The sequence below is a fragment of the Haloarcula halophila genome (assembly GCF_029278565.1).
GTDB lineage: Archaea > Halobacteriota > Halobacteria > Halobacteriales > Haloarculaceae > Haloarcula > Haloarcula halophila.
The window spans coordinates 1580303-1599909 of record NZ_CP119559.1 but is presented as its reverse complement, the minus strand read 5'-3'; the positions used below and the strand labels follow the sequence as shown (position 1 = coordinate 1599909).

Sequence of the window (19607 nt, the reverse complement as noted above, 5' to 3'; positions counted from 1 at the left end):
AGCTACGGGTTCTACTGCCAGTCGCATATATCGGCGGCAGTGTTTTCTGAGCGTGAAAGGACCCCGGCGCTCGGAAACGCTTTTACTGCCCCGGGAGAATTGGACGGTAGTGCCGGACGACAAGAGTATCGAAGAGATTCTCGATACGATCGGCGATCAGCACGCACGGCGCGTGCTGGCCGCCATCAGTCGGGAGCCACAGTCGGCCAAGGAACTCGCCGAGGAGTGTGACCTCTCGTTGCCGACGGTGTATCGCCGCATCGAGATGCTCGACGAGTACAACCTCATCAAAGACCAGACGCTCGTCGCCGAGGACGGGAACCACTACAAGGTGTACCAGTCGAACTTCGAGTCGACAGTCATCTCCTTGGAAGACGAGGAGTACAAGGTCCGCATCTATCGCGAGGAGAACCTCCCCGACCGGTTCGGCCAGCTCTGGGACGAACTCAACCCCGAGTGACCGTGCCGACGCGAATGTTTACGACCCCGGTGGGCAAACAGAGGTGACAAGATGGCCGACGGTGTCGCAATCGCGCGCGGTGTGCTCGTTTTGATGCGGATGGTGGTGTTCGGGCTGACACTGGGGATCACGCTCATCAGCTTCCAGGCGTATCGAAAACGGCCCTCGGAACGCCTTCAGTACGCCTTCGTCGGGTTCGCGTTCATCAGTATGGGGGTCGCAGTCTCCAGTGTCATCACCCAACTGGGGGCGGCCAACGTCGACGCGCTGGTGCGGGTGTTCTTCCAGATGGCCGAGACCGTCCCGTTCATCATCGGGTTCGCGATGTTGTACGTCTCACTGTACCGCTGACGGCGGGTCGCGAAAGCGCGCCGTTTATCCGTCCGCGCCTCTATTATCGTTTCAATGACTGAACCGACCACCGAGGTCGTCCGCTTGTTCGGTGGACCCGGCAGCGGGAAGACGACGGCCCTCCTCGACCGTGTCGACGAACTGCTGGAAGACGACGACGTCGACTTCCGGGACGTACTCGTCGTGTCCTACACGCGTGCGGCGGCAGCCGAGGTCCGTGAACGGCTGGCCGAACGGCTGGACGTGACGCCCCGAGCCCTCCGTGGGAACGTCTGTACGATGCACGCGAAAGCCTACGAACTGCTGAACCTCTCGCGTGGCGACGTCGTCGGCGAGGACGACAAAGAGGAGTTCTGTGATCAGTTCGGGATCGACTACGAGGACGAGTACGAGGGGTCCCGTCGGCGGTCGGCCCGCTCGACGACGCTCGGTAACAAGATCATCGCGACGAGCCAGTGGCTCCAGCGGACCCGCCGCGACGTGGCTGACTGGTACGACGTGCCGTTCAAGTGGGACGACGAGGAGGTCCGCCTCCCACCCGAGATCGACGACAACGCCCAGACGGGCAACAAGTACACGCCGACGTGGCCGACCGACGACGACCGCGTCGACGTGCCCGAGGCGATCCGTGGCTGGCGGACGTACAAGGGTGACAACGACGTCATCGGCTTCGCGGACATGCTCGAACGGGTCGCTCAGCGCTCGCTGCTGCCAAACGTCGACTACCTAATCATCGACGAGTTCCAGGACATCACGACGCTGCAGTACGACGTCTACCAGGAGTGGAAACCCCACATGAAGCGCGTGCTGATCGCCGGCGACGACGACCAGGTCGTCTACGCCTGGCAGGGGGCCGACCCCGACCTGCTGCTCGAAGAGGACGTCACCGAGGACGAGATCCTCCCCAACTCCTACCGACTCCCCTCCCAGATCCTCAACGTGGTCAACCGCGAGGTCCGCCACATCGAGAAACGCCAGGAGAAAGACCTCAACCCGCGCAAGGAGGGCGGCCGGGTCGAGGCGGTCCCCAACCCCTCGATGTTCGATCTGGCTCGGAACGTCAAAGCCACCGTCGGCGAGTCCGACGAGACGGTGATGGTCCTCTTCCGGGCCCGCTACCAGATGTTCCAGTTCATCGACGAGTTCATCGACGAGGGGATCCCCTTCTCCTGTCTGACCGACCAGCGGATGTGGACCGACCGGCTGACACAGTACGTCCGCGGGGTCGAGGCTATCGAGAACGACGAACACCTCTCGGTGTTGGAGGCACGCCGGCTGGCCGATATGCTGGCCGATTCGGCCTTCGGGACCGGCGAGCGGGACGACTTCTTCGACGAACTGGAGGAAATCGAGGAGAACCACGTCAAAGAGGACATCGCCGAGATCGAGATCTCGCCGGACGTCGTCCGGGACCACGTCCCGTTCGTCCCCGACGCCGCCTCCGCCGGCGACATGCTGCGGAAGGTGACGAACTTCCAGGAGCGGACCGTCAGCGCCTACTTCACCGGCGACTACCGCGGGATGGACGCCGATCGGGTCCGTGTGGGCACGATCCACTCCGCGAAAGGTCGCGAGGCCGACCACGTCTTCGTCGCCACCGACCTCACCGAGAAAGTCGTCGAGCAGATGGCCGCGACCGTCGAGCAGAACGGCATCGAGGTGCCCGGAGTCGACGAGTTCACCAAACACACGAGCCCCGTGCCGACGCTGACCGACAACGAACGCCGTGTCTTCTACGTCGGGATGTCGCGGGCCCGCGAACGGCTGGTCCTGCTGGAGAACCTCGTCGACGGCGCACCGACGCTGCCCATCGACGTCCTCCTGGAGAACGAGCCAAGTGAGCGCTCCATCGAGGAACTGCTGGAGGAAGCCAGCGAACCGCTCGCGGCCGACTGACGGCTCGCGCGACCTGCCCTACTCGTCTTCGTCGGGATCGTCAGTTTTGGCGACGGCACCGACGGTCTTCTCCGCGGCCATCGCCGGCACGTCGGTCGGGGTGACCAGATATCGCTCGACGGCGACCATCCCGGCAGCGATCCCCAGGAAGCCGACGCCGGCGACGAACTCGCCCCGGAGCAGGTGCTCTGCGCCGAACAGCGCGACGGGAACGGCGAACACGACGACCGTCAGCAGGCCGATCGTGTCGAGGATGCCCCCTGCCATTGAATGGGATTGTCGCCAGCGGGACAAAAGCTTCGCGGGACGGCGCCGCGGGGGTACGTTCTTGACAGCCGCGACGGAACGAGTGGGTATGCACGTGGGCATCGTCTCCGATACGCACGACAACCTGGCGCTAGTCGAGGCCGCAGTCGAGACTTTCAGCGAGGCGGACGTCGACGCGGTCGTCCACTGTGGCGACTTCGTCGCGCCGTTCTCGGTGACACCCTTCGAGGGCGACTGGACGTTCTATGCCGCGCGGGGCAACAACGACGGCGAGTGGGCCGTCCAGTCGACCGTCGCGGAGTTCGGGACGTACCTGGGTGAGATGGGCGAGATCACGCTCGACGGCGCGGAAACCGCAGTGTATCACGGGACCAGCGGCGCCATCGTCGACGCCTTGGTCGAGTGTGGTAACTACGACTACGTCTTCCACGGGCACTCACACGAGCGTGGGACCGAGGAGTACGAGGGGACGGTCCGGGTCAACCCCGGTGGCATCGCCATCCCGCCGGCGCCCGAGGCGTTCTCGGTCGCGACGCTGGACACCGAGAGCGGGGACCTGACGTTCCACGAACTCGGGTAACGGTCCCGTGGTGGCCGGCGTCACGACAGCCAGGGCGATCAGTCGTCGGCTGTCCGCCGGGCGGTGCTTCCACCGTGTTGGACCAGGCCGCGTCCGATCCCCAGTGCCTCGTCGGTCCGGCTGATGCTACGGGCGGCGTCGGGGGTCCGTCCGGACAGCGCGCGGACGGCGTCGATGTTCTCGGGGACGACGTCGGCCTCCTGGTGGATCGCCTGGAACAGATAGAGGTCGTTGTCCTCGACGGTGACCGACTCCGCCCAGATGCAGTTCTCCCAGACGTCACCCCGCGGACGGCCGGCGTCGCGGGTGTACTCTTTGAGCTTCCCGGCCCCGTCGATCCCCAGCGTCTCCGGGATGAGAAACAGCCGGGACTCCGCCGTCAGCAGTTCCCGGACCGCCGTGGCCGACGGGGTCGACTCCAGCGTGACGTTGACACTGTGGGTGTGCATCTGTGTCGTCGGCACTTTCATCCCCATTGTGTCGACGTCGATGTCGGGAAAGACCGTCTGGACGTCGGGGCCGTGGTGGGAGGGGATCTCCACTGGATCGGGGAGGGTGTCGTTGATCGGCCCGCGACTGGTCTGACCGGGGTCACCGCCGCGCCGGACCAGGGTCACCCGGGCCTTCTCGATGCCGTAGCGTTCCCGCAGCGGGGCGAACAGGCGTGACAGGCCGGTCGTGTTACACGAGACCACGCGGGCGGTGTCGGCGTTCAACGCGGACTCGTAGTTCGCTCTGGCGTTGAAGCTCATCTCGGCTACGTCGGGGTCCTCGCCGCCCTGGAAGATCGCCGGCGTGTCGTAGTCGGCGTAGAGGTCGGCGTTTTTCGCCCCGATCCCGCCCGGCGTCGTATCGACTACGACGTCGCTGGCCGCGACGAGATCGTGGACCGTCCCCTCGGTGTGGAGTCCAGCGGTGTCGAACGGAGCGCGGCCGTCCTCACCGGCCGCATAGAGGTCGTAACCACGGTCGTGTGCGATCGTCGCCTCGAAATTCGGTGTCCGTTTCGAGACGCCAGCGACGGTCATATCGGGCTGGGCACGCACCGCGTCGGCGACTCGTTTGCCGATCGTGCCAAAGCCGTTGATGCCCACATGGAGCATGTCAAGGCGTTCTCGGGAGACGACGATATTCTTTACGGTTAATAGTTATAGAAATTAACTCGGATCGTTGTACTCTCGGGCGGTCGCGTCACACGACGGGTGCCGACAGCGCCGGGTCGGCTGGCTCTCCCGTACCAAGAGTTAATCCGCTCCCGACCGACCCGTCGGTATGGACAACTCGTCGCTCAGACGGCCAGCAGAGACAGCCATCAAGCAGTGTCTGAACCTCCAACCCGACGAATCCTGTGCGGTCGTCACCGACGACAAGCGCAAGGCGATCGGCGAGGCCCTCGCCCGGGTCGCCGCCGAGATCACCGAGGACACCGTCTTCGTTCGATACCCGCCGGGGGACCAACACGGAGAGGAACCACCGGCGCCGGTCGCCGGCGCGATGCGGACCGCGGACGTGGTGTTGGCGCCGACGACCAAGAGCCTGAGCCACACCGACGCCCGTAGCGAGGCCAACGCCGCCGGCGCTCGGGTCGCGACGCTGCCCGGTATCACAGAGGACGTGTTCCTGATGGGGCTGGACGCCGACTACGACAGCATCCGCGAGCACTGTGAAGCGGTCCTCGAACAGGTTCGGGACGCCGGCGAGATCCGGGTCACCTCCCCACAGGGGACCGACATCACCTTCGGCCTCGGCAGTCGGGAGTGGCGACTCGATACCGGAATCGTCCACGAACCGGGCGAGATGTCGAACCTGCCGGCCGGCGAGGTGTTCGTCGCCCCCGAGACAGCCGACGGCCGGTTCGTCGTCGACGGGACGATGCGCCCACACGGGAAACTCGACGGAAAGCACCTGACCTTCGAAGTCGAGGACGGGTTCGTCACCGAGATCGACGACCCCGACGTTCGGCGGGAACTCGACGCGGCCGCCGAGGAGGTCGGGCGGGACGCCTACAACTTGGCGGAACTGGGCATCGGGACGAACGTCGCCGTGACGGAACTGGTTGGATCGGTCCTCCTCGACGAGAAAGCCGGCGGGACAGTCCACATCGCCGTCGGCGACGACCACGCGATCGGTGGGGACACCCACGTGCCGATCCACCTGGACGGTATCCTGACCGAACCGACGGTGTACGCCGACGGCGACCGGATCGAGTTGCCATCGGCCGAGTGACCGGTCACGTGAGCGAGACCCCTTCCCGGCGGTAGACGTAGCCACACAGTGCCACCGCCCACACGAGCGCCCCGACCAGGACGGAGTCCATCGGCACCGGATAGCCGACGTTCCAGGCGAGGACGAGCGCGTGGAGCGCGCCGAGAAAACCCGTCGTCGCGACCGTCACGACCGTTGGAACGCGGGAGTCGCTCGGTGGGTCGTAGCTGAATGCCGTCTTCACGAACAGGAACACCGCGAGCATGATCGCCGGCAGCAACGCGACGCCGACGGCTTTCGGGACGTAGTTGTCCGGCACTCCGGAAGCCGAAAAGTGGATCGCCATCTCGGCGGGGAGCCGTGGCCAGAGGGCAACCCCCAGTAGCGCCGTCAGGAGAACGATACCGACGTTCAACGCGTCAGCGGGCCGATATCGAGGCATCGACTACCTGTTGAACCGCTGACTCCAAGATAGTTTTGTCGGGTCAGGAGTGACGGGACAGCCCACGTCTGTCAGGTCTGACCGTGCCAGCGGCCTGCACGACCTGGGCGTGGCGACGACCATTTACGCCCGGCCCGTCAACGCCGACGTATGACTACAGTTTCACCCGGCGAACGGGTCGGCCTCCCCTGTCCCGCCTGTTCGCCCGACGTCGAGACCGTCCACGAAGTGTTGAAAGAGGGCGGCCAGGTCACTGTCCGGTGTACCGAATGTGACCACGTCCACAAGGAACAGCTCCCGGAGGAGACGACTGTCCCACGGAACGTCGTCGTCTCCCAGGACGGGGAATCGTTCACCGCCCAGGTCGACGTCCCCGAAGACGAACAACTCGCGGTCGGGGAGGAGTTCCTCTTAGAGACCGAGGAAGCCGTCGTGACCGCCCGGATCACCAGCTTAGAGACCGCCGAGGGCCGCGAGGAGGAGGCACCGACCAGCGCCGTCGAGACCATCTGGTCCCGAGCCGTCGGGAACGTCGCCGTCAACGTCACCATGCATCCCAAAGACGGCCGCCACGACGAGACCGAGAGCTTCAAGCTCCAGGTCCCCGGCGATTATCAGTTCCAGGTCGGCGAGACCGAGACCTTCGGCGACGAGGAGTTCACCGTCGAGGGCATCCACATCCGCGACGACGCCCACGGCTACGACTTCGACAAACTGGACTACGAGGGCGACAGCGCCGTCGCGAAGGACATCAACCGGTTGTACGTCCGCGACGAGTCGACGACCGCGTGGTCGGCCTGGTAGGATGAGCGACCCGGCGCGGGACCGCGCGGCGCTGGTCGACCGGCTCCGGAGCCGCGAGCGGATCGACGACGAGCGGGTTCTCGACGCACTCGAAACGGTCCCCAGACACGAGTTCGTTCCCGAGGCGCGGCGCCACCGTGCATACGTCGACAGTCCGCTCCCTATCGGCGAGGAACAGACCATCTCCGCGCCACATATGGTCGCGATCATGGCGACGCTGCTGGAACTCCAGCCCGGCGACCGCGTCCTGGAGATCGGGACCGGCTGTGGCTACCACGCCGCGGTCACGGCCGAACTGGTCGGAGCAGAGCACGTCTTCAGCGTCGAGTACCACGACTCGCTGGCACAGGCAGCACGGGAACGACTGGCAGCGACGGGATACGGGGACGTATCGGTCCGTACCGGCGACGGTAAGCAGGGCTGGGCCGACCACGCTCCCTACGACCGCAGCTACCTCACCTGCGCCGCGCCGGAGTTTCCGCGGGCGGTGGTCGAACAGACCCGTCCCGGCGGATTGGTACTCGCCCCCATCGGGAACGGGCGCCAGCGACTGGTCCGGGCACGCCGGCGCGCCGACGGCTCGCTGGACCGGGAGACACACGGCGGTGTGCGATTCGTTCCACTCAAATGAGTCTGAGCGGCCGACGCGTAGACATCGCTGCGCGGGTGGCCGAGGCCGCGTCATTCATATAGCTCCGCGCGAACCCACAGGTATGGACACGGCGGTGCTGCGGGACGATATGGTCGACAGCCTCCAACACGACAGCAAGGGTGTCGTCCAGAGTGCGTGGCTGTCGGCGGCGATGCGGTCGGTCCCACGGGAGGCGTTCGTCCCCGAGGAGCAGGCCTACTCCGACCGGCCCTTCGAAGTCATGGGGACGCGGGTCCTCTCGCCCAGCACTGCCGCCCGTCTGCTGGAGGCGCTGGCACCGGCCGAAGACGACGACGTACTCGTGGTGGGTGCCGGGATCGGCTACACCGCGGCGGTGCTGGCCGAGCGGGTCGGTGCGGCGAACGTCCAGGCGATCGATATCACCCGGCGGCTGGTCATCGAAGCGCGGTCGAACTTAGCGACCGCCGGCTACGATGCGGTCCTCGTCGACCGACGGGACGGTGCCGACGGGCTCCCCGAGTACGCCCCCTACGACCGCATCCTGCTGGAGGCTGCTGCCATCAACCCACCCCGAGCGCTGGTCGACCAGCTCGCGCCAGACGGCCGGCTCGTGATGCCGCTCGGGACCGGCGAGCAGACGCTGACGATCGTCGACGCCGACGGCGAGACCGACCGCCTGGGCGGCGTCGCGTTCGCGCCGATGCTCGTCGAGGGCGAGCAAGCCGACACCGTCGAACGAAACCGGACCCAACGCGAGGACCGCGAACGCGCCCGGAAAGCAGCGGAGACGCGACCGGGCTGGGAACACGAGTGGATCGACTGGGACTAGGACCGCACCACCAACAGATCCGTATTGGCCCGATTGTCCTGGTAGCTACTGCCGGCGGGCGGTTTCACCTCGAAGACGATCGTCCCCTCGTCCTGATTGGGACCCAACGACGGCGACAGCGACAGCGACGCCGTTCCGCCCGATCCGGTCTTCGCGGTCTCGACGGAGGAGAGTGTCGCCGTCCCGCTTTTCGCGACGACCGTCGCGTCGGCGACCGGCGACCCCTCGGGATCGACGACCGTCACGGAGACGGACCCGCTCCCGGGTTCTGTGACCTCCGGGGACGGCTGGACGTCGACCTCGGTGACTTGGAGTGTCTGGATGCCCGAGATCGTGCTCATCATCACGCTCATGCAGGCGACGCCGACGACCAGCGCGATGACCAGTCGGATGGGAAGTCCTTCGATACCACGTTCGTCCCGCCATAGGGCTTCGAACACGGGGCGGCCTGGTCCCGGATTCGTACTTGAACCCTCGTCCAAGCGTTCAAATACGAGGCCGAGACCAGCCCCGGTATGGTCGTCATCGGACGCGAGGACGAACAGGGACCGACGGCTCGATTGGGCCACTATCGGGCACGCGATGGGAGCCGCGGGGCACACGTCGACCTGGATCTCGACGGCCCCCACGCCGGCCTGGTCGTCGGGAAGCGCGGGATGGGAAAGAGCTACACGCTGGGCGTCCTCGCGGAGGCGCTGGCCGAGACTGACGGCGTCACCCCGGTCGTCGTCGACCCGATGGGTGTCTTCGCCGGGCTCGCGGACGTGGACGCCCCTGCACGGGTCCTCGATCCACAGGTCCGCGCGGACGCGCTCGGCCCACGTGAGTGGTGTACGCTGCTCGGAGTCGGACCGGAGAGCGGCGTAGGGAGTCTGCTCTGGCGGGCCACGAGCCACGCCGGGACGCTCTCGGAGATGCGTCGCTGGGTCGAGAACGCCGACGCCGAGCGGTCGACACGGCGCGGGGCAGCCAACCATCTGTCGCTGGCGGCCGACTGGAACGTCTTCGACCCCGACGGGCTTGCTTCGACAGCCTTCGACAGCCCCGGGGTGACTGTCCTCGACCTTTCGGGTCAGACCCGCGAGCCCGCGGGTGCAGTGCTCGCGGCGGTCGCGACCACCCTGTATCGGGGGCGAGTCGAGGGGACGACGACGCGACTCCCCTGGGTACTCGTCGACGAGGCGCACGCGTTCACCGACGGCGTCGCTGCCGGCCCCCTCCGTCGGCTCGTCACCCGGGGCCGACAGCCCGGTGTGAGCCTGTGGCTGGCGACACAGCGCCCGAGCGCGCTGCCGGCGGTGGCGGTGTCACAGGCGGATCTCGTTCTGGCACATCGACTGACGGCTCGGACCGACATCGAGGCGCTGACAGCCGCTCGCCCGACGTATCTCGACGGGGAGTGGTCGACACGGCTCCCCGAGGAACCCGGCGAGGCGCTCGTCGTCGACGACACCACCGAGTCCGTCCACCACGTCCGTGTCCGCGAGCGGCGGACGCCACACGGTGGTGACAGTCCGTGCGCGTCCGCTGTAGCTGATCCGTGACGGCCGTCGACCGCAACGCAGGAGTAGCCCGGCGGTCTCGTCCCGCCAATGAGTGGGTTCCGCGAGGGGTGGGTCGGGCCGCTGGCGCTGGTCGCCGTCGGTGGCTGCCTCGGGGCCGCGCTCCGACACGGGATCACCGTCCTGACGCCGGGTGTCGCCGCTCTCCAGGACCCGATCACCGGAACGCTCGCCGCGAACGTGCTCGGGAGCTTCCTGCTGGGTGCCATGGCCTACGATGCGGGCGTCGGCCAGGTCGTGCCCACGCGTGCTAGATTACTCGTCGGGACGGGGGTTCTCTCGTCGCTGACGACCTACAGCACCTTCGCGGTCCAGACCAGCGGCCTCGGTCCGGAACTCGCCGCCCTGAACGTCGCCGCGAACTACGGGCTCGGCTTCGCCGCGGTCGTCTGTGGACAGCGACTCGCGGGGTGGCTGTCGTGAACCCGTTCGTCCTGGTCGGGATCGGCGGTGCAGTCGGGGCGATGGCCCGATACACGACTGCCCGGCTCCTCGAACGCGAACTGGTCGATACGCTCTCGGTGAACGTCCTCGGCAGCGTCCTCTTGGGTCTGCTGGTCACTGCTCCGGCCGGCGACGCGGTCGCGCTCGCGGCCGGCACCGGATTCTGCGGGGCGTTCACCACGTTCTCGTCGTTCGCGGTCGAGACGGTCCAGTTGGCCGGGGACGGCGAACTCCGGACGGCTGCGCTGTACGCCGGCGGGATGTTCGCGGCGGCGCTGGTCGGTGTCTTGATCGGTGGTACCCTCGGCGGCGCGCTGTAGCACGCAGGGCTCAAGGCGCCGGCGGGCCTGCATCGACTATGGACCCTGCCGAGCTTCGCCGGTCGATCCCCGCACTGGAGGAGCGTACGTACTTCAACACCGGAGCGAGCGGCCCCAGCCCGCGCCACGTCGTCGAGGCGGCGACCGGCTTTCTGGAGCGCCACGAGTTCGAGGGCCACGGCCCACGGGACCCCTACGAGATGGGGTTCGGGGCGATCGACGACGCCCGCGTGGTCGCCGCGGAGTTCCTGGGTGCCGGGACCGACGACCTCGCGTTCACCCGGAGCACCGCCGACGGCATCAGCCTCGTCGCCGGTGCGATCGACTTCCAACCCGGCGACGTGGTCGTCCGGACCGACCTCGAACATCCGGCCGGGACCCTCCCCTGGGACCGCCTGGCCGACACCCACGGCGTCGAAGTCCGGGTCGTCCCGACCGACCGGGGACGGCTCGACATGGCGGCGCTGAAAGACGCCGTCGAAGACGCACGGTTGGTCGTCCTGAGTTCGCTCACCTGGACACACGGGACCAGGCTCCCGGTCGCGGAGGTCGCCGACGTCGCCCACGACGCGGGCGCACAGGTGCTCGTCGACGCGGTCCAGTCGGTCGGCCACCACCCCGTCGACGTCACCGACTGGGGCGCGGACTTCGTCGCCTGTGCCGGCCACAAGTGGCTGCTGGGCGTGTGGGGTGCCGGGATGTTGTACGTCGCTCCCGGGGCTCACGATCGACTTCGACAGACCAGGATCGGCTACCGGAGCGTCGAGGACCCCGGCGCGAGCGAGTACACCTACCACGCCGGCGGCCGGCGGTTCGAGGTCGGGACGACCACCCCGGCGCCGTACGTCGCGCTGGCCGAAGCCATCGAGACGGTCGAAGCCGTCGGGTTCGAGACGATACAGTCCCGGGTCCAGCGGCTGACCGACCGGCTGAAAGCGGGACTCGGCGACCGGCTGGTGAGTCCCGAGGACTACGAGTCGGGACTGGTCACCTTCGCCGCCGAGGACCCCGAGGCGACGGTCCAGCGGCTCGGCGAGGCCGGCGTCGTCGTCCGGTCGCTCCCCCAGCCCCGGGGTGCCGTCCGGGCGTCGGTCCACGCGTTCAACACCGCCGAGGACGTCGACCGACTGCTCGACGCGCTGTAGCCCCCACGCTCATTATCCGGGCGGGCGACGGGTCGGCCATGCCTTCCCGCCCGGTCGTTACCTGTTTTCTGCGTACCGACGGCGAGATCCTCCTGTTGTGCCGCAGCGACGGGGTCGGCTCCTCTCCCGGCCGGTGGGGCGGAGTTGCCGGACACGTGGCCGACGACGGCGACCCGACCGCGCCGGATCGCGACCCGGAGACCGCAGCGCGGGCCGAGATCGCCGAGGCGACCGGGCTGGAGCACGCAGTCACGCTCGCCAGTCGGGGCGAGCCGTTTTCGGTCGCCGACGGGACGGACGACTGGCTCGTCCATCCGTTCCTCTTCGACTGTGACTCCCGAGCGGTCCGGACGAACGCGGAGACCGCCGAGACAGCGTGGGTCCAGCCCCCCGAGATCCTCCGGCGGGAGACGGTTCCCCGGCTCTGGACGGCCTACGATCGGGTCCGACCGCGCGTGGCGACCGTCCGTGAGGACCGGACCCACGGCTCGTCGTGGCTCTCGGTGCGGGCACTGGAGGTCCTCCGGGACGAGGCGGCCGCCGTCGTCGAAGGACACCGGGACGACTGCGAGACGGTCGAACGGCCCAGCGACGACTGGGACGGACTGGCGGCCCTGGCTCGATCGCTCCGGGACGCTCGTCCCTCGATGGCCGTTCTGGCGAACCGGATCAACCGGACGATGCTGGCCGCGAGCGACGGTCGGTCCCCGGCGACCGTCGAGACTGCGGCCGGCCGAGCGGTCGAACAGGTCTGTGCCGCCGACCGGGAGGCCGCCCGAGCGGCCGCCGAGGCGTTGCCGGCACGGATCGCGACCCTCTCGCGCTCGGGGACGGTCCAGGAGACGCTCCACGAGGCTGCACCCGAAGCGGTCCTGGTCGCCGAGTCACGCCCGGGCCGGGAGGGAATCGGCGTCGCCGAGGCGCTGGCGGCGTCGACGGACGTGACACTCACGACCGACGCCGCGCTGGCGTTCGAACTCGACGACTGGGACGCCGGGGCGGTGCTCGTCGGTGCCGATCGGATCTTGCCGGACGGCCGTCTCGTCAACAAGGTCGGCACCCGCGGGGCGGTGCTGTCGGCCGCAGCCGCCGACTGCGAGGTGTTCGTGGTGGCCGCAAGCGACAAGATCGCTCCCGAGGACGGGTACGACCTCGAACCGCGCTCCCGGGCGGAGGTCTACGACGGTGCGGCCGACGTAGCCGTCACCAACCCGACTTTCGACGTGACGCCGGCCGACCCGGTGACGGCCGTCCTGACCGAGCAGGGCCGACTCGACCCCGCGGAGATCCAGGCAGTCGCCGCCGCTCACCGCGAATGGCAGGCGTGGGACGACGGGTGAGGCGGCAGCTCCGATGTACGAGCCGGTGGGAGGCGAGTCGTGCTCACTGCTCGTCTAAGGCGACCGGGACGCCGGCGCTGGCCACGTCGGCGGCGAAGGCCCGCGAGTCGGCAGCGAGCGTCGAGAAGGTGTTGTAGTGGACCGGAACGACCAGGTCGGGGTCGATCGTCGCCGCCAGTCCCGCGGCCTCCTTGCGGTCCATCGTGAACCGCTGACCGATCGGCGGACAGAACAACGAGGTCTCCACCGTTCGGTGTCCGGGTAACACGTCCGTATCGCCTGGCCAGAAGCAGTGGGTCCCGTCGACGACCGCCAGGAAGCCACAGCCGAAGCCCTCGGGGTGGTAGGGGGTCCCGTCGGGACGGGTGTGTGGGCCGTCCGGTTCGTTGTACGCCGGCGTCGTCCAGATGTCTGTCCCCTCGACGCCGAGTTGGTCGGCGGAACCGATCTGCCGGACTTCGTAGGGGAGATCCGCGAGTGGTCGGAGATCACGTTCGCGCGCACGCCCCTCGATCCCCTCGAAGGCGACGACCGTCGCATCGGGGGCGGCGACCCGTTCGATGGCGTCGGGATCGTAGTGATGGACGTGGCTGACACAGACGATGTCGCCGTCGCGGGCGTCGTAGTCGCGTGCCGGCGGGTGGCCGATACCTTCCTCGAAGGGTTCCCACTCGCCGGTCAGGACGCCGTACCGGCCCGGGTCCATGTAGACGACCGTGTCGTCGCCGGCGAGCCTGATCGTCGCGTACCCGAGCCACTCGACGGCGAGTCCGTCGTGTCTGACCGTCATCGCCTCCATCTACGCGACCGGAGACATAAAGCCGCTACGAGCGCTGGCGTCTCACAGCGACGTACCGGTACGCGCCGTCCCCGGTGTCGGCGCGACCGGAAACAACCTATACGACTCACTATCAGTCGTTGGCGTCGGCCGGCTCCGCAGCCGGGGCCAGCGAGTCCTCACGGAGTGCGCTCCGGAGGCCGAGTTCGGCGACGTTACCGCCGTGTTCGGCGGTGCGCTGGAGGCTATCGACGACGTGTGTGAGCCGGTAGTCGCTCTCGGGGGCCTCGAACAGTCGCCGGTCGAGGTCCGCCACGTCGGTCCGGACGCGGTCCCGATCACTCAGTGCCTGGTGGGCGGTGTCGACGCCGGCGTCGTCGATGACGACACGGACCGCCTCCTCGACCGTGCGTTGTGCCGTGGCAGCGATCCCGTCGATGTCGTCCGCGAGGTCGCCGGCGACCGGCGATTCCAACCGGGCGGCCACGCAGGCGATCCGCTCGGCGTGGTCGGCGACCCGTTCGAGTTCACGAGCCGTCGCCCACAACTGGAACAGTTCGGGCCGGGTGAGACCGAGGGCGTCGACCTCGTCGAGTTTCGCGAGGCCGCGCTCGAAGTGCCGTTCGATCATCGCGTACAACCGGTCGGCCTGGTCGTCCCGGTCGGCGGGCTGGTCGACCCCGCCGGCGCCGGTCAGCGCTGCGACGGCGTCCCGGTGCATCGAGAGCGCGACGAACTGGAGTTGCCGGACTGACTGTGTGATCGAGACCTCCGTCGCGTCGAGCATCGTACGGACCGTCACCTCGGTCGCCGATTCCTCGGCGACGGCGACTCCGGTCAGGTTCCGGGCGACCCGGTCGATGGCTCGTCGTTGACTGTCGGTAAAGCCCTCGGGCGCTGTGAGCCGTATCGATTCGGCTCCGGCGGCGTATGCCGCCCGAAGCGACTGTTCGACGGCGTCGGCGTCCTCGGGGGGAACCTGAATCTCGATGGGGCTGGTCACGCCGCGATCACAGTCGCCGGCCTGGACGACGAGTAACCCGTCGATATGCGTGTGGAGGTCCACGACGGTGCCGGCGGAGACCTCCGCCTGTTCGGCCCACTCCTTCGGGAGCGAGACGGTGTACGTTCCGCCACCGACCTGTTGGATCTTGCGTGTCTCCATGTCAGTAGATGAGTTCCGTGCTCGAATCGACCATGTACAGTGTTCGTGCTGCGATGTTGACCGCGTGGTCGGCGATCCGTTCCAGATCCCGGATCGTCAGCAAGACTCGTGAGACGTCGTCGAGCAGTTCCTCGATCGACCAGAGTTGGTCGTCGGTCGCCTCCCGCTCGATGAGGTCCCGGACGACGGTCTCGCTGGCGTGTTGACAGAGCGCGTCGATCTCGTCGTCGTCGGCCGCGATCGTCCGACAGGCGTCGGCGTCGTCGGTCCGGTACGCTTCCAGTGCCCGTTCGACGAGAGCCACTGCGTCGGCCCCGATCTCCTCGATGGCGACCTCGGGGAGGATCTCGCCGGTGGCTGCGAGCCCGTAGTTGGCGAGGTTCGTCGCCAGGTCGCCGATCCGTTCGAGGTCCGTGATCACTTTGAACGAGGTCGCCACGAACCGGAGGTCCGTCGCGACCGGTTGCTGGAGGGCAAAGAGGTCGATGCAGTCGCCTTCGAGGTCGAGGTACAGGTCGTTGACCTCGTCGTCGCCGTCGATAACCGTCCGGGCCAGTTCCTCGTCACCGGTCCGAATACTCTCCAATGCCAGCTCCAGGCGCTCGCCGACGAGATCACCCATTCCGACTACGTCCGCCCGCAGCGTCGCCAGCCGCTCCTGGTAGGACTCGCGTGACATCGCTCGCTCACCCGAACTTGCCGGTGATGTAGTCCTCGACGCGTTGGCTCTCGGGGCTCTCGAAGATCTTCTCCGTGTCGTCGTACTCGACGAGTTCGCCGCCGGTGAGGAAGACGGCCGTCTGGTCGGAGATCCGGGCGGCCTGCTGCATGTTGTGGGTGACGATGACGACCGTGTACTCCTCGCTCAGTTGGGCGATGAGGTCCTCGATCTTCGAAGTCGCGATCGGATCGAGCGCCGACGCCGGCTCGTCCATCAGGATCACCTCGGGATCGACCGACAGACACCGAGCGATACAGAGGCGCTGTTGCTGGCCACCGGAGAGCCCGAGCGCGTTGTCGTCGAGGCGGTCCTGCACCTCGTCCCACAGCGCCGCGTCGCGGAGACACTGCTCGACGAGTTGCTCGCGCTCGGCCGCGTCGCTCCTGTTGAGCAGCCGTGCCAGCAGCCCCGTCTGGAGGTCACCGTGCTTTTCGGGGCCGTACGAGATGTTCTCCCGGATCGACTTCGGGAACGGGTTCGGCGACTGGAACACCATCCCGACGCGCTTGCGTAGTTCGACCAGGTTCACCCCTTCCTGGTAGATCTCCTGCCCGTCGATCTCGACGGAGCCGTCGATCTCGGCGCTCCGGATACGGTCGTTCATCCGGTTGAGACACCGGAGGAACGTCGACTTCCCACAACCAGAGGGGCCGATGAGCGCGGTGACGCTGTTCTCCGGGATCTCGATGGAGACCTCTTTCAGCGCGTGGTCGTCGCCGTAGTAGACGTCGAGATCCTCTGCGGCGAGTTTCGTCCGACCGTCGAACTCGTACTCGCGCCACTCCTCCCGGACCTGCTCCTCGGTTTCACCGCTCGTCGTTTCGAGGGGTTGGTCCGACTCGATGCCTGTCTGTCCTGTCGTCTCTGTCGTTTCACTCATGATTGAAGTCGCCTCCGGAAGTAGTACCGCGCGCCGATGCCGATCGCGTAGAACGACAGCACCACCACGAGCAACATCAGTGCCGTCGCCCACTGGAACTGTTCGGGGTTGGTGACGTTGTCACCGAGACCGACGCCGGCCGTGATGAGGGCGTACAACTGGAACGGGAGCGCCGTCGTCGCCTGTAGCAGTTCGGGGTTGGCGACGAACGGCGGGGTGCCCGTGAACTGGAACCCGCCGATCACGTCGACCGTCGACCCGCCGGGCACGAACGTCCCGCCGGTCATCGTCAGCAGGATGGGGGCCGTCTCGCCGGCGATCCGACCGACACCGAGGATGACGCCCGTGACGACGCCCGGGAGCGCGGCCGGGAGGACCACGCTGCGTATCGTCTGCCACTTCGTGACACCCAGCGCGGCGCTCGCGTCGCGGTACTCGTCCGGCACCGCGAGGATCGCCTCCCGGCTCGTGATGAGCACCAGCGGGAGGAGCATGAACCCGAGCGTGAGCATCCCCGAGATCAGCGACTTGTTCCCCCCGAACCGCGGGATGAGGAAGGCGAACCCGAACAGGCCGAACACGATGCTCGGCGTGCTCCAGAGCCCGTTGGTCGCCACCTCGACGGCCTGGGTGAGCCGGCCGCGCTCGGCGTACTCGGTGAGGAAGATCGCCGCGCCGACACCCAGGGGCACCGCGAACAGCACCGCGCCGATCACGAGCCAGATCGTGCCGACGATCGCCGGGAGGACGCCCTGGAAGTCGTTGAGCAGCGCCACCCCGTTCATCACGAACGGGACCGAGAACGGCAGCCCGACCGTGAGACCGAACAGGGTCACGTCCGGTCCCGTCCCCAGTTCGGCGCCGGTCAGTAGCCCCGGAACCCCCTTCATGGTCGTGAACGCGACCAGCACGAACAGCACGCCGACGATGGAGCTCGCGTTCAGGTAGATGAGTACGTACGCGCCCATGTGCCGACCGCGGGCGCCGAATCCGCCGTAAGCCTTCGCAGCGGCCCAGCCCGAGATGAGTGCCGCGAACAGCGTCGCCATGGGGATGACGAACTCGGCGGTGAACGAGGCCTGTTGCTCGAAGCTCAGCTCCCACGCCCAGGCCGGCCCGATCGTCCCCGTGACGAAGGCGAGCCCCGTCAGCAGCGTGAGCGCACCTGCCGGAAGCGTCGAGCCGATGTCCTCACGGGGCAGCGCGGTCAGCGCGAACGCGCTACCGCCGGCGAGGGCGGCGACTGGCAGCCACGTCAGTCCCCCGAACCCGAGCGTCTGGGAGGCGACCAGCCCTCCGACGGCGAACCAGATCGCCGAGAAGACCGTCGCCGCGACCAGCCCGGCGCTCGGGCTCGGTTGTGTCTCGACGTAGCCCAGGAACGAGCCGATCCCGAAGGTGATCACGGCGCCGCCCAGGGTCACGAGGATCAGGCCCAGCAGCGTGACGACCGGCACGCCCGCGACCGGGTCGCTGATGGTGATGACCTCGAACAGCGCCGCCAGCGAGAGGGCGAACAGGAGCGCCGAGAGCGCGACCGCACCCGCCGCGACCGCGTTCGTCTCCGAGACGTCGCCCGTGACGAGGTTCGTCTTCGTCGCACCGGCCATCAGATCTCACCCCCTAGTTTCCGGCGCATCCGCCACTCGATGTACTGTGCCCCGATGGAGATGAACAACACCGTGACGAACAGGATGACGCCGGCGATGAACAGGGCGTCCATCTGGAGCCCGTCGGCCTCGCCGTAGTTGTTGGCGATGAGCGAGGTGAGCGTCTCCTGGCCGTAGAAGACGTTGTACAGCGGTTCGGTCAGTTGCGGGACCCCCCGAAGCATGACCGTCGCGGCCATCGTCTCGCCGATGGCCCGTCCGACGCCCAGGAGGACTGCCGCTGAGACCCCCGAGAACGCCGCCGGTAGCGTGATCGAGGTCATCGTCTGCCAGTCGGTGGTCCCCATCGCGAGCGAGCCGCTCTTCATCGATTCGGGGACGCTCGACAGGGCGTCCTCCGCGACGGAGACGACCGTCGGCAGCGCCATCAGCCCGACGACGATTCCGACGAACAGGTACGACCCCTGGCCGGTGGTCCGGAACTGGTCGGCCGCCCACGGGCTCAGGATGGTGAACCCGATGAACCCGTAGATGATGGAGGGGATCCCTGCGAGGATCTCCACGCCCGGTTTGACGACTTCACGGACGGTCGCGGGGGCGATCTCCGAGAGGAACAGTGCCGCGGCGACCCCGAGCGGCGCGGCGACGGCCGTCGCGATGGTCGTCACCATCACTGTCCCGTGGATCATCGGTACCATCGAGTACCGGATCGGGGGGGAGACGGCGTCCCACTGTGTCTGCGTGAACAACCGTAGTCCGGGGACGGCGACGCCGAACACCGTCACACTCTCGTACTGGACGACCGGGATCGACTCGACGGAGATGAAGACGACGATCAACAGCAGTATCATGATCGTCGAGACCATCATCGAGAACGTCAGCACCTGGGCGGTCAGCCCCTGGTGCCGTGCCCAGCCGTATCCAGCGCTGCCCAGGAAGACGGCGAACGGAACGATCGTCAGCGGAGAAACCGCGAGGAACCCGGCGAGTGTCGCCACCAGCGCGACCGCCATCACGCCGACCGTAACCAGCGCCGCCGGCTCGGTTTCGGTGACGAAATCACGGAGCTGCCGGCGCCGCCGCGCCAGCGCGCCCGTTCCGGCGCCTGCCTCGTTCGATGTACGTGTCATAATGTGTACTGTATGAAATTAAGTGCGAAGTTCGGAGTATCCGTCCCCACTTCGCGGGATACCGT

The 19607-nt window shown here is 67.6% G+C and carries 23 protein-coding genes; 13 read left to right on the top strand and 10 right to left on the bottom strand.

The window, feature by feature from the left end:
• The first annotated feature begins 109 nt into the window (after nt 1–109).
• The 3 genes from P0204_RS08485 to P0204_RS08475 are packed head-to-tail and all read left to right on the top strand — an operon-like array spanning nt 110 to nt 2707.
• On the top strand, nt 110–460 hold the full coding sequence (locus P0204_RS08485) for an ArsR/SmtB family transcription factor (RefSeq protein WP_276178174.1): 351 nt from the start codon (nt 110–112) through the stop codon (nt 458–460).
• Nucleotides 461–511: 51 nt separating this feature from the next.
• Nucleotides 512–811 (top strand): DUF7521 family protein, encoded by a 300-nt coding sequence (locus tag P0204_RS08480; protein ID WP_276178172.1) that lies wholly within the window; start codon nt 512–514, stop codon nt 809–811.
• 54 nt (nt 812–865) lie between these two features.
• Nucleotides 866–2707 carry a UvrD-helicase domain-containing protein gene (locus tag P0204_RS08475; RefSeq protein ID WP_276178170.1) on the top strand — a complete coding sequence of 614 codons (1842 nt, stop codon included), beginning with the start codon at nt 866–868 and terminating at the stop codon, nt 2705–2707.
• An 18-nt stretch (nt 2708–2725) separates the two neighbouring features.
• On the opposite strand, the gene P0204_RS08470 is transcribed toward P0204_RS08475, so the two are convergent.
• Nucleotides 2726–2974: a DUF7533 family protein gene (locus P0204_RS08470; protein WP_276178168.1), complete on the bottom strand. Its 249-nt coding sequence runs from the start codon at nt 2972–2974 to the stop codon at nt 2726–2728.
• Nucleotides 2975–3062: 88 nt separating this feature from the next.
• Between P0204_RS08470 and P0204_RS08465 the strand changes: the two genes are divergently transcribed.
• Nucleotides 3063–3554, top strand: a complete 492-nt coding sequence (locus P0204_RS08465; RefSeq protein ID WP_276178166.1) for a metallophosphoesterase — start codon at nt 3063–3065, stop codon at nt 3552–3554.
• Nucleotides 3555–3592: 38 nt separating this feature from the next.
• On the opposite strand, the gene P0204_RS08460 is transcribed toward P0204_RS08465, so the two are convergent.
• The gene (locus P0204_RS08460) at nt 3593–4657 is read right to left on the bottom strand and encodes a type II glyceraldehyde-3-phosphate dehydrogenase (RefSeq protein WP_276178164.1); all 1065 of its coding nucleotides are present in this window, start codon (nt 4655–4657) and stop codon (nt 3593–3595) included.
• A 169-nt stretch (nt 4658–4826) separates the two neighbouring features.
• Between P0204_RS08460 and P0204_RS08455 the strand changes: the two genes are divergently transcribed.
• Nucleotides 4827–5780 (top strand): aminopeptidase, encoded by a 954-nt coding sequence (locus P0204_RS08455; protein WP_276178162.1) that lies wholly within the window; start codon nt 4827–4829, stop codon nt 5778–5780.
• A 4-nt stretch (nt 5781–5784) separates the two neighbouring features.
• Here P0204_RS08455 and P0204_RS08450 read toward each other — a convergent pair whose 3' ends face one another.
• Nucleotides 5785–6201: a DUF1648 domain-containing protein gene (locus P0204_RS08450; RefSeq protein ID WP_276178160.1), complete on the bottom strand. Its 417-nt coding sequence runs from the start codon at nt 6199–6201 to the stop codon at nt 5785–5787.
• Between the two features lie 150 nt (nt 6202–6351).
• Here P0204_RS08450 and P0204_RS08445 point away from each other — a divergent pair, with 150 nt between their 5' ends.
• The 3 genes from P0204_RS08445 to P0204_RS08435 all read left to right on the top strand — a co-directional run bounded on the left by P0204_RS08445 (nt 6352) and on the right by P0204_RS08435 (nt 8447).
• Nucleotides 6352–7005: an HVO_0476 family zinc finger protein gene (locus P0204_RS08445; RefSeq protein WP_276178158.1), complete on the top strand. Its 654-nt coding sequence runs from the start codon at nt 6352–6354 to the stop codon at nt 7003–7005.
• A gap of 1 nt (nt 7006) precedes the next feature.
• On the top strand, nt 7007–7636 hold the full coding sequence (locus P0204_RS08440; RefSeq protein WP_276178156.1) for a protein-L-isoaspartate(D-aspartate) O-methyltransferase: 630 nt from the start codon (nt 7007–7009) through the stop codon (nt 7634–7636).
• Between the two features lie 82 nt (nt 7637–7718).
• Entirely contained in the window at nt 7719–8447 is a 729-nt protein-coding gene (locus P0204_RS08435) for a protein-L-isoaspartate O-methyltransferase family protein (RefSeq protein ID WP_276178154.1), read from the top strand.
• Here the strand turns inward: P0204_RS08435 and P0204_RS08430 are convergent.
• The gene (locus P0204_RS08430) at nt 8444–8887 is read right to left on the bottom strand and encodes a DUF7382 domain-containing protein (protein ID WP_276178152.1); all 444 of its coding nucleotides are present in this window, start codon (nt 8885–8887) and stop codon (nt 8444–8446) included. The genes P0204_RS08435 and P0204_RS08430 overlap by 4 nt on opposite strands.
• A gap of 75 nt (nt 8888–8962) precedes the next feature.
• Here P0204_RS08430 and P0204_RS08425 point away from each other — a divergent pair, with 75 nt between their 5' ends.
• The 5 genes from P0204_RS08425 to P0204_RS08405 are packed head-to-tail and all read left to right on the top strand — an operon-like array spanning nt 8963 to nt 13258.
• A complete protein-coding gene (locus tag P0204_RS08425) occupies nt 8963–9991 on the top strand; it encodes an ATP-binding protein (RefSeq protein WP_276178150.1) in 1029 nt (342 codons plus the stop codon).
• Nucleotides 9992–10039: 48 nt separating this feature from the next.
• Nucleotides 10040–10432: a fluoride efflux transporter FluC gene (locus P0204_RS08420; RefSeq protein ID WP_276178148.1), complete on the top strand. Its 393-nt coding sequence runs from the start codon at nt 10040–10042 to the stop codon at nt 10430–10432.
• Nucleotides 10429–10773, top strand: coding sequence for a fluoride efflux transporter FluC (locus P0204_RS08415; protein ID WP_276178146.1), 345 nt, complete (start codon nt 10429–10431; stop codon nt 10771–10773). The genes P0204_RS08420 and P0204_RS08415 overlap by 4 nt, the downstream gene beginning before the upstream one ends.
• Before the next feature lie 38 nt (nt 10774–10811).
• Nucleotides 10812–11918, top strand: a complete 1107-nt coding sequence (locus tag P0204_RS08410; RefSeq protein WP_276178144.1) for an aminotransferase class V-fold PLP-dependent enzyme — start codon at nt 10812–10814, stop codon at nt 11916–11918.
• Between the two features lie 38 nt (nt 11919–11956).
• Nucleotides 11957–13258 carry an eIF2B alpha/beta/delta subunit family protein gene (locus tag P0204_RS08405; RefSeq protein WP_276178142.1) on the top strand — a complete coding sequence of 434 codons (1302 nt, stop codon included), beginning with the start codon at nt 11957–11959 and terminating at the stop codon, nt 13256–13258.
• A gap of 43 nt (nt 13259–13301) precedes the next feature.
• Here the strand turns inward: P0204_RS08405 and P0204_RS08400 are convergent, their stop codons facing one another.
• From P0204_RS08400 to pstC, 6 genes are all read right to left on the bottom strand, one after another.
• Nucleotides 13302–14048: an MBL fold metallo-hydrolase gene (locus P0204_RS08400; protein WP_276178140.1), complete on the bottom strand. Its 747-nt coding sequence runs from the start codon at nt 14046–14048 to the stop codon at nt 13302–13304.
• A 121-nt stretch (nt 14049–14169) separates the two neighbouring features.
• Nucleotides 14170–15201 carry a phosphate signaling complex PhoU family protein gene (locus P0204_RS08395; protein WP_276178138.1) on the bottom strand — a complete coding sequence of 344 codons (1032 nt, stop codon included), beginning with the start codon at nt 15199–15201 and terminating at the stop codon, nt 14170–14172.
• Between the two features lies 1 nt (nt 15202).
• A complete protein-coding gene (gene phoU, locus P0204_RS08390; protein WP_276178136.1) occupies nt 15203–15880 on the bottom strand; it encodes a phosphate signaling complex protein PhoU in 678 nt (225 codons plus the stop codon).
• A gap of 7 nt (nt 15881–15887) precedes the next feature.
• Nucleotides 15888–16802, bottom strand: a complete 915-nt coding sequence (gene pstB / locus P0204_RS08385) for a phosphate ABC transporter ATP-binding protein PstB (RefSeq protein WP_276178134.1) — start codon at nt 16800–16802, stop codon at nt 15888–15890.
• Nucleotides 16799–18412 (bottom strand): phosphate ABC transporter permease PstA, encoded by a 1614-nt coding sequence (gene pstA / locus P0204_RS08380; protein WP_276178132.1) that lies wholly within the window; start codon nt 18410–18412, stop codon nt 16799–16801. Before pstA ends, pstB begins: the two co-directional genes overlap by 4 nt.
• Entirely contained in the window at nt 18412–19542 is a 1131-nt protein-coding gene (gene pstC / locus P0204_RS08375) for a phosphate ABC transporter permease subunit PstC (RefSeq protein WP_276178130.1), read from the bottom strand. The genes pstA and pstC overlap by 1 nt, the downstream gene beginning before the upstream one ends.
• Nucleotides 19543–19607: the final 65 nt, after the last annotated feature.